14 protein-coding genes are annotated in these 14,108 nt (G+C 55.6%); all 14 read right to left on the bottom strand.

What is annotated here, in order from left to right:
- Positions 1-122: 122 nt before the first annotated feature.
- The 14 genes from AC3ZPD_RS08820 to pcp all read right to left on the bottom strand — a co-directional run bounded on the left by AC3ZPD_RS08820 (position 123) and on the right by pcp (position 14,084).
- Complete coding sequence (locus tag AC3ZPD_RS08820; RefSeq protein WP_490983924.1) at positions 123-1,211, bottom strand: LLM class flavin-dependent oxidoreductase; 1,089 nt, start codon at positions 1,209-1,211, stop codon at positions 123-125.
- The gene (locus tag AC3ZPD_RS08815) at positions 1,208-1,525 is read right to left on the bottom strand and encodes a M20/M25/M40 family metallo-hydrolase (RefSeq protein WP_490983923.1); all 318 of its coding nucleotides are present in this window, start codon (positions 1,523-1,525) and stop codon (positions 1,208-1,210) included. The genes AC3ZPD_RS08820 and AC3ZPD_RS08815 overlap by 4 nt, the downstream gene beginning before the upstream one ends.
- Before the next feature lie 194 nt (positions 1,526-1,719).
- Positions 1,720-3,099 carry an LLM class flavin-dependent oxidoreductase gene (locus tag AC3ZPD_RS08810; RefSeq protein WP_490984293.1) on the bottom strand — a complete coding sequence of 460 codons (1,380 nt, stop codon included), beginning with the start codon at positions 3,097-3,099 and terminating at the stop codon, positions 1,720-1,722.
- A gap of 38 nt (positions 3,100-3,137) precedes the next feature.
- Positions 3,138-3,611, bottom strand: a complete 474-nt coding sequence (locus AC3ZPD_RS08805) for a DinB family protein (protein WP_490983922.1) — start codon at positions 3,609-3,611, stop codon at positions 3,138-3,140.
- A gap of 26 nt (positions 3,612-3,637) precedes the next feature.
- Positions 3,638-4,783 (bottom strand): N-methyl-L-tryptophan oxidase, encoded by a 1,146-nt coding sequence (gene solA / locus AC3ZPD_RS08800; protein ID WP_490983921.1) that lies wholly within the window; start codon positions 4,781-4,783, stop codon positions 3,638-3,640.
- A gap of 23 nt (positions 4,784-4,806) precedes the next feature.
- Positions 4,807-6,012: an amidohydrolase gene (locus AC3ZPD_RS08795; RefSeq protein ID WP_490983920.1), complete on the bottom strand. Its 1,206-nt coding sequence runs from the start codon at positions 6,010-6,012 to the stop codon at positions 4,807-4,809.
- Positions 6,013-6,047: 35 nt separating this feature from the next.
- The gene (locus tag AC3ZPD_RS08790; protein ID WP_490983919.1) at positions 6,048-7,082 is read right to left on the bottom strand and encodes an LLM class flavin-dependent oxidoreductase; all 1,035 of its coding nucleotides are present in this window, start codon (positions 7,080-7,082) and stop codon (positions 6,048-6,050) included.
- A gap of 26 nt (positions 7,083-7,108) precedes the next feature.
- A complete protein-coding gene (locus tag AC3ZPD_RS08785; protein WP_490983918.1) occupies positions 7,109-7,861 on the bottom strand; it encodes an amino acid ABC transporter ATP-binding protein in 753 nt (250 codons plus the stop codon).
- On the bottom strand, positions 7,858-8,568 hold the full coding sequence (locus tag AC3ZPD_RS08780) for an amino acid ABC transporter permease (protein WP_490983917.1): 711 nt from the start codon (positions 8,566-8,568) through the stop codon (positions 7,858-7,860). The genes AC3ZPD_RS08785 and AC3ZPD_RS08780 overlap by 4 nt, the downstream gene beginning before the upstream one ends.
- A complete protein-coding gene (locus AC3ZPD_RS08775) occupies positions 8,565-9,350 on the bottom strand; it encodes an amino acid ABC transporter permease (RefSeq protein ID WP_490983916.1) in 786 nt (261 codons plus the stop codon). The genes AC3ZPD_RS08780 and AC3ZPD_RS08775 overlap by 4 nt, the downstream gene beginning before the upstream one ends.
- A 24-nt stretch (positions 9,351-9,374) precedes the next feature.
- Complete coding sequence (locus AC3ZPD_RS08770; RefSeq protein WP_490983915.1) at positions 9,375-10,217, bottom strand: transporter substrate-binding domain-containing protein; 843 nt, start codon at positions 10,215-10,217, stop codon at positions 9,375-9,377.
- Between the two features lie 151 nt (positions 10,218-10,368).
- A complete protein-coding gene (locus tag AC3ZPD_RS08765; protein ID WP_490983914.1) occupies positions 10,369-11,241 on the bottom strand; it encodes a LysR family transcriptional regulator in 873 nt (290 codons plus the stop codon).
- A gap of 194 nt (positions 11,242-11,435) precedes the next feature.
- The gene (locus AC3ZPD_RS08760; RefSeq protein WP_490983913.1) at positions 11,436-13,253 is read right to left on the bottom strand and encodes a PAS domain S-box protein; all 1,818 of its coding nucleotides are present in this window, start codon (positions 13,251-13,253) and stop codon (positions 11,436-11,438) included.
- 183 nt (positions 13,254-13,436) lie between these two features.
- Positions 13,437-14,084: a pyroglutamyl-peptidase I gene (gene pcp, locus AC3ZPD_RS08755; protein WP_490983912.1), complete on the bottom strand. Its 648-nt coding sequence runs from the start codon at positions 14,082-14,084 to the stop codon at positions 13,437-13,439.
- Between the last annotated feature and the right edge of the window lie 24 nt (positions 14,085-14,108).

Genomic DNA, 14,108 nt, shown 5'->3' with positions numbered 1-14,108 from the left:
CTAAAGCCCTTACTTCATATAAAAAGAAATCCCCGGTCGAAGCCTTGGCTTCTCTCCGGGGTTTCGGCTGGAAGGGGACACGGCCCGTTATTCCGGTCCGGTCCCGCTCCGCTTCCTCTTGATCAGATTTTGTTGGATGCCTGCTGCAGGCGTTTTCGGCGGTCCGGCTTGCCCGATCCGCCCCACACGCTGCTTGGGATTTCCCGTTTGAGCACAGGAAACACGTCTTCGGCAAAACGATGCAGCTGTTCCCGCTGCTCCGCCTCCGTCAGACCGTCCACGCTGATCGCCAGCACTTCATGGCCAAACGCCCGCTGGTATTTCAGAATCTTGTCGATCACCTGCTCGGCGCTGCCGACCAGCGCAGGGCCGTTATCGATATAATCCTGAAGGCCGGTAAAAGGCGATTTATTATGTTTGGAAGCTTCGGTCATGCCAAAAGCATCGTGATACGGTTTATAGCGTCTGACCGCTTCCTCCGGAGTATCGGCGAGATAAAGACTTCCCGCTCCTGCCCCTACAACCGCTTTGCCCGGATCGTGCCCGTAATGCTCCAGGCGCTGGCGGTAATGATCAATTAACGCCTTGTATTTCTCCATCGGATGAAAAGTATTGGAGGAGAAAATCGGCTCGCCCAATTCGGCCGCCAGTTCGGTGGACAAGGTGCTCGACGCGCTTCCATGCCACACCGGAATGGACGGCTGAAAGGGGCGCGGCTGGGTTGTGACCTCATGCAGCGGCGGCCGGTAACGGCCTTCCCAGGTCACTTGTTCCTCGCTCCACAGCCTGCGCAGCAGCCGGTAACGCTCCGCCAGAGACTGCCACTGCTCCTCCTCCGGCACACCGAACAGCGGATAATGACGGGGATCATTCCCCTTGCCGATGATCAGCTCCAGCCTTCCGCCCGAAAGATGATCCAGGGTTGCATAATCCTCCGCCACCCGGACGGGATCCAGCACGCTCAGCACCGTAACGGTGGTCAGCAGCCGGATTCTGGAAGTGCGGGCCGCAACGGCCGTCAAAACGACCGGCGGCGAGGAGGAAAGGAAAGGTTCTCCGTGCCTCTCCCCTATCCCGTAAGCGTCAAAGCCAAGCTGTTCGGCTAGGGCGGCCTGCTCCAACACATTTTGAAATTTCTGCTGCGCCGCTAAGGTCTCACCCGTAACCGCATTTGGAAGGTTCATCAGCAAGCTGAACAGCGCTATTTTCATCTTTCTTGATCTCCTCCTGTCCCTTCCGATAAAGCCAGCCGCACAAAAATACGCGCGCCGCGTACCAAGATGGATTCATCCAAATCGAACTGCGGATGATGCAGCGGAGCGCTGATTCCCCGTTCAGAGTTGCCGCAGCCGATAAAAGCAAAAGCGCCGGGAACCCGGTCCAGATACCAGGCGAAATCCTCCCCCGCCAGACTGGCCCGGTCAAGCCGAAGGACAGCCTCATTCCCCAATTCCCTTACGGCAGCCTGCCTGATTCTGCTTACCGCCGAAGGGTCGTTGACCACGGCCAGTCCTTCCCGAAGCACCAGCTCGAACCGGCCGCCGGCATTGGCCGAGACGGAGGCCGCCAGCCTTTCACAGTAACCTTATTCATAGTAGTAACTTCATGCACAGTGACTTCATTTACAGCTTCGATTACGGCCTTTCTGCTGTCCTCACCTATGCCTGCGGCATAAGGTGCCTTCCCCCGGTTCTCCATATCCATAACCATCGGCGCATCTTAAACGCCGGAGGCGGTTTCGCTGGCGGCTGCCGGGGAGCCTGCAGCGCTTGCCGCCGCTTTGCGTTCCGCCGCATAACGGTTCTCCGGCACAGGCAATCCCAGATTGCCGCGCAGCGTGCCGCTTTCGTATTCCGTACGGAACAAGCCGCGTTCCTGCAGGATCGGCACCACATGGTCCACGAAATCCTCAAGCCCGTTCGGAACGGCGGAAGCAATCATGAATCCGTCCGCCGCCCCCTTCTCGAACCATTCCTGAACGCGGTCCGCAACCTGCTCAGGCGTACCGATAAAGCCGCTGCGCGGCGTCGCCGACTGCAGCGCCACCTGACGGAGCGTCAAGCCGCGTTCCCTGGCATCCTTTTTGATTTTATCCGTGCCGCTTTGGAAGCTGTTTTTGCCCAGCTCGCCAAGCTCCGGAAACGGTTCGTCCAGCGGATATTGGGAGAAATCATGATGCTCGAAGAATCGGCCCAAATAATCCAGTGCATTTTCAATAGTGACGAGCGCCGCCACGTCCTGATATTTTTGCTCGGCTTCTGCTTCGGTAGCGCCGATAATCGGCGAAATGCCCGGAAAGATCAGCACTTCGTCCGGGTTGCGTCCGAAGGAAGCGGCCCGCTGCTTCACGTCGCTGTAGAAAGCCGCCGCTTCCGCCAGCGTTTCATGTCCGGTAAAGACGGCATCCGCCTCTTTGGCCGCGTAATTTTTCCCGACCTCGGAGGCTCCGGCCTGGAAAATTACCGGACGCCCCTGCTTGGAACGGGCAATGTTAAGCGGGCCTTTTACCGAAAAAAACTCTCCCTCGTGGTTCAGCGTGTGCATTTTCTCCGGATCGAAAAACTGCCCGGTCTCCTTGTTCCGCACAAACGCATCATCCTCCCAGGAATCCCACAGCCCGCGGGTGACCTCGAGGTATTCCGTTGCAATCCGGTATCTCTTGTCGTGGTCGGGATGCTCCCGTTTCCCGTAATTGAGCGCCGAACCTTCCAGCGGGGAGGTAACCACGTTCCAGCCTGCCCGGCCACCGCTGATCATGTCGATGGAAGCAAACTGGCGGGCAACCGTAAACGGTTCGCTGTAGGACGTGGACAACGTCCCGACCAGCCCGATATGGCTGCTCGCTGCGGCCAGGGCGCTGAGGATCGTAATCGGCTCAAACCGGTTCAGGAAATGAGGGATGGATTTTTCCGTGATATACAAGCCGTCCGCGATAAAGATCAAATCAAGTTTACCGGCTTCCGCCTTCTGCACCCACTGCTTATACAGCTCAAAATTAACGCTGGCGTCCGCTTTCGCGTCCGGGTGACGCCACATCGACGTTCCGCCTCCGACTCCGTGCAGCAGAGCGCCCAGCTTTAATTGTTTGGATTTGGCCATCATGATCATCCTCCTTTAATATTGTAGGTTTCGTTCATTTATACCGCAGCCGCGGCAAGCGCCTGCTTGATCCGGCTGATCTGCCCCAGATGGTTCTGAACATGCGCCGTAAAAAGACGTGCGATTTCGGAGACGGTCACCTCTTCGCCTTTGGCATTGATGCCCGTCTTCGCCCAGTCTTCGGGCGTCAGCCGTCCGAACAGCCTGGCGTTATACCGAAGCAGGGTCCCATAAACCTCAAAAATGTCCTCGATTTCACCGTCGTTGGCATGCTGGCCGTTGATCCAGTTGTCCTGGCTGAATACCGGCAGCGGTTTCTCCGTTCCCGCCAGAATGTCGCGAATGCGGAACGAAACGACGATGAGATGGTCGGTCAGGTGAGTAAGCACCTCTTTGACGCTCCAGACCTCCGGGGTTTGCTTCCAGTCCAGCTGCTGCGGACTTAAACCGTCCACCGCTTCCTTTAGCTGGTCATAAGCCTCTAAAAAAGCCAGTTTATACGCTTCGCTCAAAGGGATCTCCTCCAGATTGTCAAAAATTAAGCTTTGACCGCACGGCGGTTAAAGCGGGATAACGCAAAAGGGCTTAAATCAAAAGACGACGGCTGTTCCATTGCCAGATCCGCCAGAACCTCCCCGATGACACTCGCAAATTTAAAGCCGTGCCCGGAGAAACCTCCGGCGGCAATGACATGTTTATGCTGCGGATGCCGGTCCAGAATAAAATCCTCGTCCGGCGAAAGCTCATATTTGCATACGGCTCCCTTCTGCAGCCGGCCCGCCGCTCCGGGCAGATAACGCTCCAGCAGCCTGCGGAGGTCCCCTTCGTCTTCCTCCCGTGCGCCGAACGGCAGAAGCTCCTCCCCGGGTGTCCAGGGGAGACCTGTATCATGACGCCCGATTTTCAAGCCGGCCCCGCCAATATCGGGAAATCCATAGTAGCTTCCTTCTTCGGCGTTCAGCGTGAACCCGGGGAAATCTCCGGAACGGAACGCTCCGCCGGCTTCAAACCACCCGACCGTTTTGCGGACGGCGCGGATGGGCAGCGAAAGGAACGGCGTCAGGGAGCGGAACCAGGCGCCCGCGCTCAAAATGGCGGCAGCGCCGTGATAGCAGCCCTCTCTCGTAAAAATCGTAACCTGCCCGGGTTCCGCCGCCACGTGCATCACCGGCGTATTAGGCAGCAGCTCCGCTCCGGCCTGCAGCGCCAGCTTCCGGTAAGCGGCCACGCAGCGTTCGCTGTGCAAATAACCGGCCGCCGGTTCGTACAACGCTTCGAACCGGTCCGGGATTTGCAGACCGGGCCAGCGCTTCCGGATTTCGCCGGCATCCAGCAGCTCCGCCGGAACGGAACGCCGCCGGGCTTCCAGGAAACGCGGACCATAGCCGTAAAGCTCACTGTCGGACACGTTAAGCACGCCGGACCGGACAAACAGCCGTTCCCCGCTCTCCTGCTCGGCTTCTTCCCAGAGCCGCTGCGCGCGGAGCGCCATGTCCGTATAAACGGGATCCCCGCTGTAGGCATGGCGGATCAGCCGGGGTTCGCCGTGGTGGCTGCCTTCCCGGTGCGGCGGATCAAAGCGGTCGATCATAAGCACGCCGGCGCCCCTTTTGGCCAGATGATAGCCGGCGCTCATCCCCATGGAGCCCGCTCCGACGATCAGGACGTCATAAACTTTATGCAAAAGAGAGGCGGACCGATCAGCTTTCAGCTCCGTGATCTCGGCTCACCCCCGTCTTGCGTAAACCGTTCAAGAGCAAGCTCGGCAAGCCTGGTGAAAAATCCTATGCTCACCGGCAGGGCCGCCTCATCCAAATTAAAATTCGGGTGATGCCACTCCTCGGTCCCGTTTGTCCCCATAAACACAAACAAACCCGGCACATGGCGCTGATAGACGGCAAAATCCTCGCCCGCCGGCGAAGGCACGGGCACAATGGCCGTATAACCCGCTTCGCGGGCGGCCTGGCTGCCAAGCGCCGCAAGCGCGGCATCGTTGCGCACGGGCGGCGGCCCCTCAATGAAGCGAAGCTCCGCCGCCATGCCGAAGCTGGCCGCCGTTCCCTCCACCATCTGGCGGAACCGTTCCAGCACCCGCGTGCGGACGCCTTCTTCAAAGGTGCGGATGGTACCCTCCAGCACCGCCAGGTCCGGAACGACATTCCAGATCGTTCCGCTGTTGAATTTCGTGACGCTGATGACCGCGCTTTCCAGCGAGCCGACATTCCGGCTCACGATCGACTGCAGCGTCGTCACGATATGCGAAGCGGCCACGATCGGATCAAGGCCCGCTTCCGGAACGGCGGCGTGGGTGCCCTTACCGTGCACCTGCACCGCAAAACCGTCGGCGGCCGCCATAAGCGGGCCTTCCTTGATCCCGATCGTGCCGACCGGCAGATCGGGTTTGTTGTGCATCCCGAAGATGGCCGCCACCCCCTTCAGCGCTCCGCTGGCGATGACCTGCTGCGCGCCTTTCGCTTTCTCTTCGGCTGGCTGGAAGATCAGCCGGACCGTGCCGGAAAGCTCGCTTTCGCGCAGCTTCAGGGCATACGCCGTCCCGATCAGCGCCGCGGCGTGGAAATCATGGCCGCAGGCATGCATTTTCCCAGGGATGGCGGAAGCGTAGGGCAGGCCCGTCTCCTCCGTGACGGGAAGCGCATCGATGTCGGCGCGGATCGCAATGACCGGCCCGGGGCGCTGCCCGCCTACCTCCGCAACCAGACCGGTGCGGAGCTGGAAGGCGTCTGCAATCCGGATGCCCAGCTCCTCCAGCCGGGCGCGGATATAAGCCGTAGTCTCCATCTCTTCGCCGGAGAGCTCCGGATATTGATGGAGATGCCTGCGAATCCGCACCCATTGCTCCAGCCCGGGTTCCGCAGCCGTATCTATATTTGTACCTGTAGGCTGGTTAGCCATAAGAGACACCTCCTGTGCGGAATAGAAACAGTACCTCAGGCTTCGGCCGGCACTTCGGCCAAAGCCTCGTTCAGCAGCTCAAACGAGCGGAGCCGCTTGGCGAACGGCGAAATGTTGCTGGTGAAAACAAATTCCTCGACGCCGAAGGTTTCCTGCAGCTCCAGCAGCTTTTGCCGCACCGATTCTTTGGTGCCCTTCACCACGGCAGGCTCCAGCTCCTGAATCGTATAGGGCTCTCCGGTCTGCCGGGCAAATTCCTCCGCCTGCTCGGTCGTGGCGACCGTTAAAGTTTTGCCGCTGGACAAATGAATTTTGACCAGCTTGTAATGGCCGGCCAGTTCCTCCGCTTCCTCCTCCGTTTCCGCCACGACCACCGAAAGGGCGACGATAATCTGCGGCTTCAAACCCGGAAGCCCTTTTTCCCCGGCCTGAAGCTCAAAGGTTTCCCTGTAAGCCTGAACCGCTTCGGCCGCCTGGGTTTCGTCCCCGTTGATGAACAAGGAGAATACGTAAGGCAGGCCCAGCTCCGCCGCAATTCTGGCGCTGCCGACGCTTGCGCCGAGCACGTACAGCTGGGATGCGGTTAGCGGCAGCGGCGTAGCCCGCAGCCCCGCAAGCGGATGATCCTCACCTAGTCCGCTGCCCAAATGCTGGGCCACCTCAGTGATTTTCTCAGTAAGGCTAGCGGTATCTCCGCCGCCCCTCTGCAGCGCCTGGGTGCTGCGGGGAAGCCCGCCGGGCGCCCGGCCGATGCCCAGATCCACCCGGCCCGGTGCCAGCGTGGCCAATACGTTGAAGTTTTCGGCAACTTTATAAGGGCTGTAATGCTGAAGCATCACCCCGCCGGAACCGATGCGGATCGTATTCGTTTTGGCCAGCAGGTAAGAAATCAGCACCTCGGGCGACGAACCCGCCACCTGGCCGGAGTCGTGATGCTCGGAAACCCAAAACCGGCGGAAACCCAGCTCTTCGGCTTTCTGCGCCAGCTCTACGGTATGGGCCAGCGCCACCTCGTAGGTTTCGCCCGGATAAATCGGGCTTTGATCCAATATGCTGATCTTGATTGCCATTTCGATTCCCCCTGATTGGCTAGAGTTCAGATGCTGTAGCTCGGCTCCGGCGTAATCCGCTTCAGGAACTGCCGGGTCCGCTCTTCCTTCGGATGATTAAAGACCTCGGCCGGGCTGCCCTCTTCCACGATGACGCCCCCGTCCATAAATACAACGTGGTTCGCCACGTCCCGGGCAAAACCCATTTCATGCGTGACCACGATCATCGTGATGCCTTCCGCCGCGATCTTGCGAATGACCTCCAGCACCTCGCCCACCAGTTCGGGGTCGAGTGCCGAGGTCGGCTCGTCGAAGAGAATCACTTCCGGCTCCAGCGCCAGCGCGCGTGCAATGCCTACACGCTGCTGCTGTCCGCCGGAAAGCTGGCTCGGATACGCATCAAGCTTGGCTCCAAGCCCCACCTTCTCCAGCAGTTCGGCGCTGCGCCGGTGCGCCTCTGCCTTGGGCAGCTTTTTGACGACGACAAGCCCTTCCATGACGTTTTCGATCGCCGTTTTATGGCGGAACAGATTATACTGCTGAAACACCATGGCCGATTTCCGGCGCAGGGCGTGAATCTCTTTTTTGCCGGCCTGTTTGCAGTTCAAATGGTAGTCTCCGATCCGGATTTCGCCGTCGCCGGGTTTCTCCAGATAATTCACGCAGCGGAGCAGCGTCGTTTTTCCCGAACCGCTAGGGCCCAGAATCACAACGACCTCCCCTTTTTGCACGGTCAGGTCGATGCCTTTCAGCACCTGATGTTTGCCGAAGGATTTGCGGATATTTTTGAGTTTGATCATATAACGCCACCCCGGTTGTACAGATTCATGCGTTTCTCGATCACGGCGGTCAGCCGTTCGATAAGCAGCGTAAGCCCCCAGAAGATCAGAGCCGCAGCCACATAAGCCTCAAAAAATTTCCAGTTGGTCGAAGCGACGATCTGAGCTTTCGCGTTGATGTCGACCACCGACACCGTAAAAGCCAGCGTAGAGCCGTGCAGCATCCCGATCACGGAATTGGACAGGTTGGGAATGCTGACCGATAAAGCCTGCGGGAACACGATTCTGCGCAAGGCCTGCGGCGTAGTCATGCCTATGGAATAAGCCGCCTCCATCTGACCCCGGTCAACGGCAAGCAGGCCCGACCGGATGACTTCCGACATATAAGCGCCGGCTGTAATCGAGAAAGAAACGAAGGCAAAACCGATCATCGGAATGGAAGCGGATTTGAAACCCCAGCCGAACTGGGCCGACAAAGCGTCCAGGATGACCGGAAGCCCGAAATAAATCAGCAGCAGATGGGTGAGCATCGGGGTTCCCCGGATAAAGGTGACATAAGCTGAGGCCGCCTGCCCGAGAAGCGGAACCTTGTAGATCCGGGCCAATGCTGCCAGCAATCCGATCACAAAACCCGCCGAGACCGAAACCGCCGTAATAACCAGGGTTGTAGGAATCGCCGGCAGGATCTGCAGAAAAGCCGTCCATACAAACGTCAAGTCGATTTTCATAACTCCGCTCCTCCTTTGCCGGGATCCGCTCCCGCAATGAGCTGCCGGTAAGAACGGGCTTTGGGAAACCTGAATCGTCTGGCGGCGACAGCATCGGTTTGTTCGTGCCGCATCAGTCTACGCTCCGCCAGCCTGAGCAGCTGCTCCAAAGCCATGCTGATGACCAGATAGATCAAAGCGAGCGAGATATAAGCTTCAATAAAATGCTGGGTGATCGCGCCAAGCGTCTGCGCTTTGCCCGTAAGCTCCATCACGCCCAAAGTGAAAGCGAGCGAGGTATCTTTCAGCAGCGCGAGCACGACATTGGAGAACACCGGCACGGCTACCGCCAGCGCCTGCGGCCAAACGATGCGCGTAAACGCCTGAACCCCCGTCATGCCCACCGCGTAAGCCGCTTCGATTTGGCCTTTGCTCACGGCCGTCACTGAAGCCCGGATCGTCTCGGACAGGAAAGCCCCGGTATTCAGGCCGTAAGTAATGATGACGAAAACCAGCACCGGCGCTTTGGAAAGGTCAATCCCTACCAGCTTAAGAATTTCCGGCAGGCCGTAATAGAATAGGAACAGCTGAATCAGAATCGGAGTCCCCCGGAAGAAGGAAACATAGACCTGGGAGAACCCCTTTAATACCGGTACGTTGTAAAGCCGGGGGAGCGCAATCAGGAAACCGACGACGATCCCCGCCGCCAGCGAACCGGCGACAATAAGCAGCGTAAGTCCAAGCGTGTCAAACAGCTTGGGGAAGAAACGAAAAATAAAAGAAAAATCAAACGGCGCTCCCAATGCGGTCCCCTCCGTTCCTGATGCTTATTTGCCCGTGTCCGAATCCGCCGTGAAGTCTTGGCCCAGCCAATCCTTGCTCAGCTTGCCCAGCGTGCCGTCAGCTTTCAGTTCCTTGATCGCGCCGTCGATGGCATCGGCCAGCTTTTGGTCGGCCGGGTCATTTTTGCGGAACACGAACAGGATATCCGCTTCGGACAAGTCATCGCCAACCGTCTTGAGTTTGCCCTGCGGATCGATCAGCGGGAGAGAGAAATCCGCGCCGATGGTAGCATCCACCCGTCCGCTCGTAATCTGGCTTACCGTATCGTTGGCCGCTCCATTCTGGTAGACGATATGAATCGCATTGTTATGGTCTTTGTTATAGTTTTCGAGAATCTGAGCTTCCGCGCTTGTAGCTCCGGTGAGCACCTTTTTGCCCTGCAGGTCGTCCAGCGAGTGAATGGTGTCGTTATCCTTCGCCACGATGATTTTGTTTCTCCAGTGGGCGTAAGGTTCTTTGTTAAACAAATATTTTTCTTCTCTTTCCGGATTCTTTTCCATTTCGTGAGCGACAAAATCGATCTTTTTCGTTTCAAGGCTCAGCAGCAGGTTCGAGAATTCCTGGGTCTGCAATTCGAATTCATATTGCGGAAGGCGATTATCGATCTCTTTCACCAGTTCTACGTCAAAGCCGGTCAATTTGCCGTTTTCGTCGATAAAGCAGACCTTTGGAAACCCGGTTCCGGTCCCGACAACGATTTTGGTCACGGCTTCTTTATTCCCGGCTGCCGCGGCAGCGGCATTTCCCGAGGCTTTTTCCTTGCTGCCGCATCCCGCGATCACCCCGGTCAATAAAATGGCAAATAGGACAGCGCTTGTTTTTCTCATCGATAGATCCCCCTCAAATTAGACTTTTTCTTTTATCGATAATACCTATCGAATTAGTAAGAATTATATTGGTACTAACTTTACCGTGATTTTTATCACGCGTCTAATAGAGTTTTTCTATTTTTCGATGTAAAAATCGAATCGCCTCCGGCTACAGCTCCCGGCCCAGCTCCAACAAGGATTCTATGACAGTTGTATGCTCGTCTTTCAGGGAAATCAGATGGGTTTGCAGGACGGTTCCAGCCGTTTCGGAGATGTCTACGGGGATCAGTTCCCCGCTCTCCACCTCCTGTCTGACGCAAACGCCGGGCAGAAAAGCGATGCCCGACCTGCCAAGCACCAGCTTTTTGGCCGTTTCGGAATTATCCACATGGTATAAAATGTTCGGGGGCTGCTGCAGAATTTCGAACGCTCTTTGAATCCGGAGCCAATCCAGGGAGCCGCATTCGAAGAAAATCAGCCGCTCCTCCTCCAGGTCGCGGATGGATGCGTTTTTCACCGCAGCCAGCGGATGTTCTTTGTAGACGTATAGACGGATCGGATCCTCATAGAAGGAATAGGACTGGAAATTGGGGTTAACGATTTTTCGGACAAAAGCGAAGTCGATTTCTTTGTTGGCCAGCTTGGAGGCCAACGCGTCCGTTGCCGCCGTCAACAGCTTGAATTTGATGTCCGGAAATTTTCTGTTCAGGCCGGTCAGCAAGGAAGGCATTAAATAATTCGATACCGAAACGGTGCTGCCGATCCGGATTTCACCCGGGAGGGCTTCGCCTGTGTGGAGCTGATGTTTTCCTTTTTGATAGGTTTGGAGAATCTGCTGGGCATAAGGAAGAAACTGTCTGCCTTTATCCGTCAAATGAACCTGTTTGCCCAGGCGGTCGAATAACCGGCAGTCCAGTTCCCGCTCCAGAGATTGAATCCGGGCAGTTACAGTAGGCTGGGAAATATACAGAACGTCAGCCGCTTTGTTAAAGCTTCCATAATGATGGATGTAAATAAAGGCCTCGATATGGTCGATGTTCATGAGCATCCCCCTTAAATCTTATTAAGTTAATGAAAATAGTAGGAATTATAGGCCAAAAAAAGGCAATTAAATTATTCTATATAATAGGCACCCGGACCTCTATTGTCAATCGAATTATCGATGGTTGTCAGGGGAAAGGCCCTTAGGCAAATGAAACCCAGGTACCTTTCTCATTGGCGTAAAACTTCTTAGTGCTAAGCCAGGCCAGCCGATGGAAGCCTGATTTCAATTCTTGTTCCTTCATTCACTTTACTTGTGATGCTTAGTTTTCCTTTGTGGTTCTCGATGATGTTTCTGCTGGTCATAAACCCAAGACCGGTCCCTCTCTTTTTTGTAGTAAAAAAGGGTTCCCCGATTTTGGCCAGCAGCTCCGGCGGAATTCCCGTCCCCGTGTCGGTAAATACGATTTTTAAATCAGGGGAATCAGGCGGTTCCGGCGCAGACAGTTCGATCGTCAAGGTTCCTCCTTCCGGCATGGCTTCGATAGCGTTTTTTATGAAGTTGATAAAGACCTGCTTGATCTGGTTTTCGTCACAGTCCACCTCCGCTCCTTCGGCATAATCGTTCAGAATCAGTTCAATGCCGTTCATATTGGCTTCTCCGCCAAGCAATGAAACGACTTGATCGAGAATGAGCCTGAGGCTCTTCCGCTCCAGCCTGGAAGCCTGCGGTTTGGCCAGCGCCAGCATTTCGCTCAGGATGAGCTCGATCCGGTCGATTTCCGTATTGACGATTTCAAAATAATGCTGTTTACGTTCGGAATTTTCAAGCAGCTTCAGGAACCCTTTAATAGAAGTAATCGGGTTGCGGATTTCATGCGCTATGGCTGCCGCCAACTGGCCCGCCAGGGAAAGTTTCTCCGATTCGATCATCAGCTGCTCCGCTTTCTTCTGAGGCGTGATGTCCCGGATAATAAATGCGCTGCCTCCCGTACCGTTCCGGCCGTATTTAAGCGGAAATCCGGTCAGCGAAATCTGCACGATTTCGCCGTTCTCTTTGAGCAGCTGGGTTTCGAAGCCGGTCACGATATTGTCGCCGCTCACTTTCTCGGCCATCTGCTTCAAATCCGAATCATATTCCCGGACGATGAAGGGAAGCTGATGCCAATGCCGGTCCAGCACCCGGCTCATCGGCCAGCCGAATTGATCGGTAAACGCCTTGTTGCTCTGCACGACATAACCGCTGGAATTAAAGATCAGAATAGGATCCAGATTAAATTCCACGAGATCATGAAACTGGCTGGTCAAAATGCCTTGTTCCGTAATGTCCTTCATTACCTTGCCAAGCGCATAAAGCGCTCCGGTTTCATCGCAGATTGGGAACAGTTTCACAAAAACGGAAATCAACCGGCCTTCTTTGGTCCGTTTGACGGTTTCGTATTCCTTCTTGAGGAGCGCAGGATCTCCTTTCTGATCCTTAAGGCAAGCCAAGGTTTCCTGAAGAAGCGCGTAAGGAATGGTAGGCGGATACCCGCCCAGCATTTCCGCTTCCCGGTAACCAAACATTTTTTCGAACGCGCCATTAACCTTGATGACCCTGCCCTCAAGGTTTACAACCATAACGGCGTCCGAATTTAAATGATAGAGGGTTTTCATCACTTCCCAGTTGGTCTTGCCTTGATTCCGCTGACTGGTCCAGGTCATATCCGTAAGATGAAGCACTATGAAATTCGTGTCCATGACCGGCATTTTCAATAACCGGGCCAATACGCGCAAAACATGTCCTTCTTTATGTAGATAACGACTCTCCAAATGCAATATTTCTGTGCCTTCTTCCATCCAGGCCCGGTAATTCTTGCGGATAAGAGGCATATCCTCTGGATGGACGATTTTTCCCGCATATTCTCCCAGAAGCTCCTGTTCCTCATATCCAAGAAACTGGCACAGCTCGGAATTGACTTTGATAAAAATTCCCTTAGCATCCACCAAGGCCATCCCTGCATCCGTACCGAATATAGAGTCCGGCCGTAATTCCTGCTCCGTAACATCTAACGTGCTGTATTTTTTTGTCATCACGCTTCTCCTATATTCTGTTCTGTTAAATATTTTGAATCTTGATTAAAGCTGCTAATCCGTGTGCCGTCCCGGCTTCCTTTTGCCTCTTTCATAAGGAACTATAAGGTAAACCAAATTGGCGGTAAAGGGAGAACGCAAAAGAGGAGCAGCCTCACGCCCCTCCTTTCCCTGCTTCCTGACTTAATGGAACGCTCCGCCTGTCTCCTTGATATCCTGAAGCGCATGAACAGCCTCTGCGGCTGCCGTCTCCAGCGCCAGGACAACGGTATCCAGGCTCATTGAAGGCTGACCGCTGCTTAATGCCTGCTCCGGCAAATACGGAATATGGATAAATCCTCCCCGGATCTGCGGATATTTTTCCTGAAGCTCATGCATCAGACCGTAAAACAGGTGATTGCACACAAAGGTTCCCGCCGAATTGGACACGGCTGCCGGTATTCCCGCTTCTCTTAATTTCCGGACGATGGCTTTGATGGGCAGCGTTGACCAATAAGCAGCCGGACCGCCGGTAATAACCGGTTCATCGACAGGCTGCTGCCCCCGGTTATCGGGAATCCGGGCATCGTCGACGTTAACGGCTATGCGTTCAGGCGTAATCTGCGCCCTGCCTCCCGCTTGTCCAACCGCTATGACTACGTCGGGCTTATGCCGTTCGATAGCCTCGGTCAGCACCTCGATCGAGGTTTTAAAAACCGTCGGGACCTGAATACCGATCAGCTCCACATCGCCTGCCGTTTTACCGTTCAGTCTTTTGACCGCTTCGTAAGACGGATTCACCTGCTCACCGCCAAAGGGCTCAAAACCGGATAACAGCACTTTTCTTTTCATCTTTTTCCCTCCTCTCCAAATCTG

The organism is Paenibacillus mobilis (assembly GCF_058267595.1).
The sequence above is the reverse complement of the archived record's forward strand: the minus strand, read 5'-3'. Positions and strand labels throughout refer to the sequence as shown.

Excerpts from the sequence above, each read along its gene's own strand:
- AC3ZPD_RS08820 (WP_490983924.1), bottom strand. The coding sequence starts at position 1,211 with ATGAAAATAGCGCTGTTCAGCTTGCTGATGAACCTTCCAAATGCGGTT.
- AC3ZPD_RS08810 (WP_490984293.1), bottom strand. The coding sequence starts at position 3,099 with ATGGCCAAATCCAAACAATTAAAGCTGGGCGCTCTGCTGCACGGAGTC.
- AC3ZPD_RS08795 (WP_490983920.1), bottom strand. The coding sequence starts at position 6,012 with ATGGCTAACCAGCCTACAGGTACAAATATAGATACGGCTGCGGAACCC.
- AC3ZPD_RS08790 (WP_490983919.1), bottom strand. The coding sequence starts at position 7,082 with ATGGCAATCAAGATCAGCATATTGGATCAAAGCCCGATTTATCCGGGC.
- AC3ZPD_RS08785 (WP_490983918.1), bottom strand. The coding sequence starts at position 7,861 with ATGATCAAACTCAAAAATATCCGCAAATCCTTCGGCAAACATCAGGTG.
- AC3ZPD_RS08780 (WP_490983917.1), bottom strand. The coding sequence starts at position 8,568 with ATGAAAATCGACTTGACGTTTGTATGGACGGCTTTTCTGCAGATCCTG.
- AC3ZPD_RS08770 (WP_490983915.1), bottom strand. The coding sequence starts at position 10,217 with ATGAGAAAAACAAGCGCTGTCCTATTTGCCATTTTATTGACCGGGGTG.
- AC3ZPD_RS08765 (WP_490983914.1), bottom strand. The coding sequence starts at position 11,241 with ATGAACATCGACCATATCGAGGCCTTTATTTACATCCATCATTATGGA.
- AC3ZPD_RS08760 (WP_490983913.1), bottom strand. The coding sequence starts at position 13,253 with ATGACAAAAAAATACAGCACGTTAGATGTTACGGAGCAGGAATTACGG.
- pcp (WP_490983912.1), bottom strand. The coding sequence starts at position 14,084 with ATGAAAAGAAAAGTGCTGTTATCCGGTTTTGAGCCCTTTGGCGGTGAG.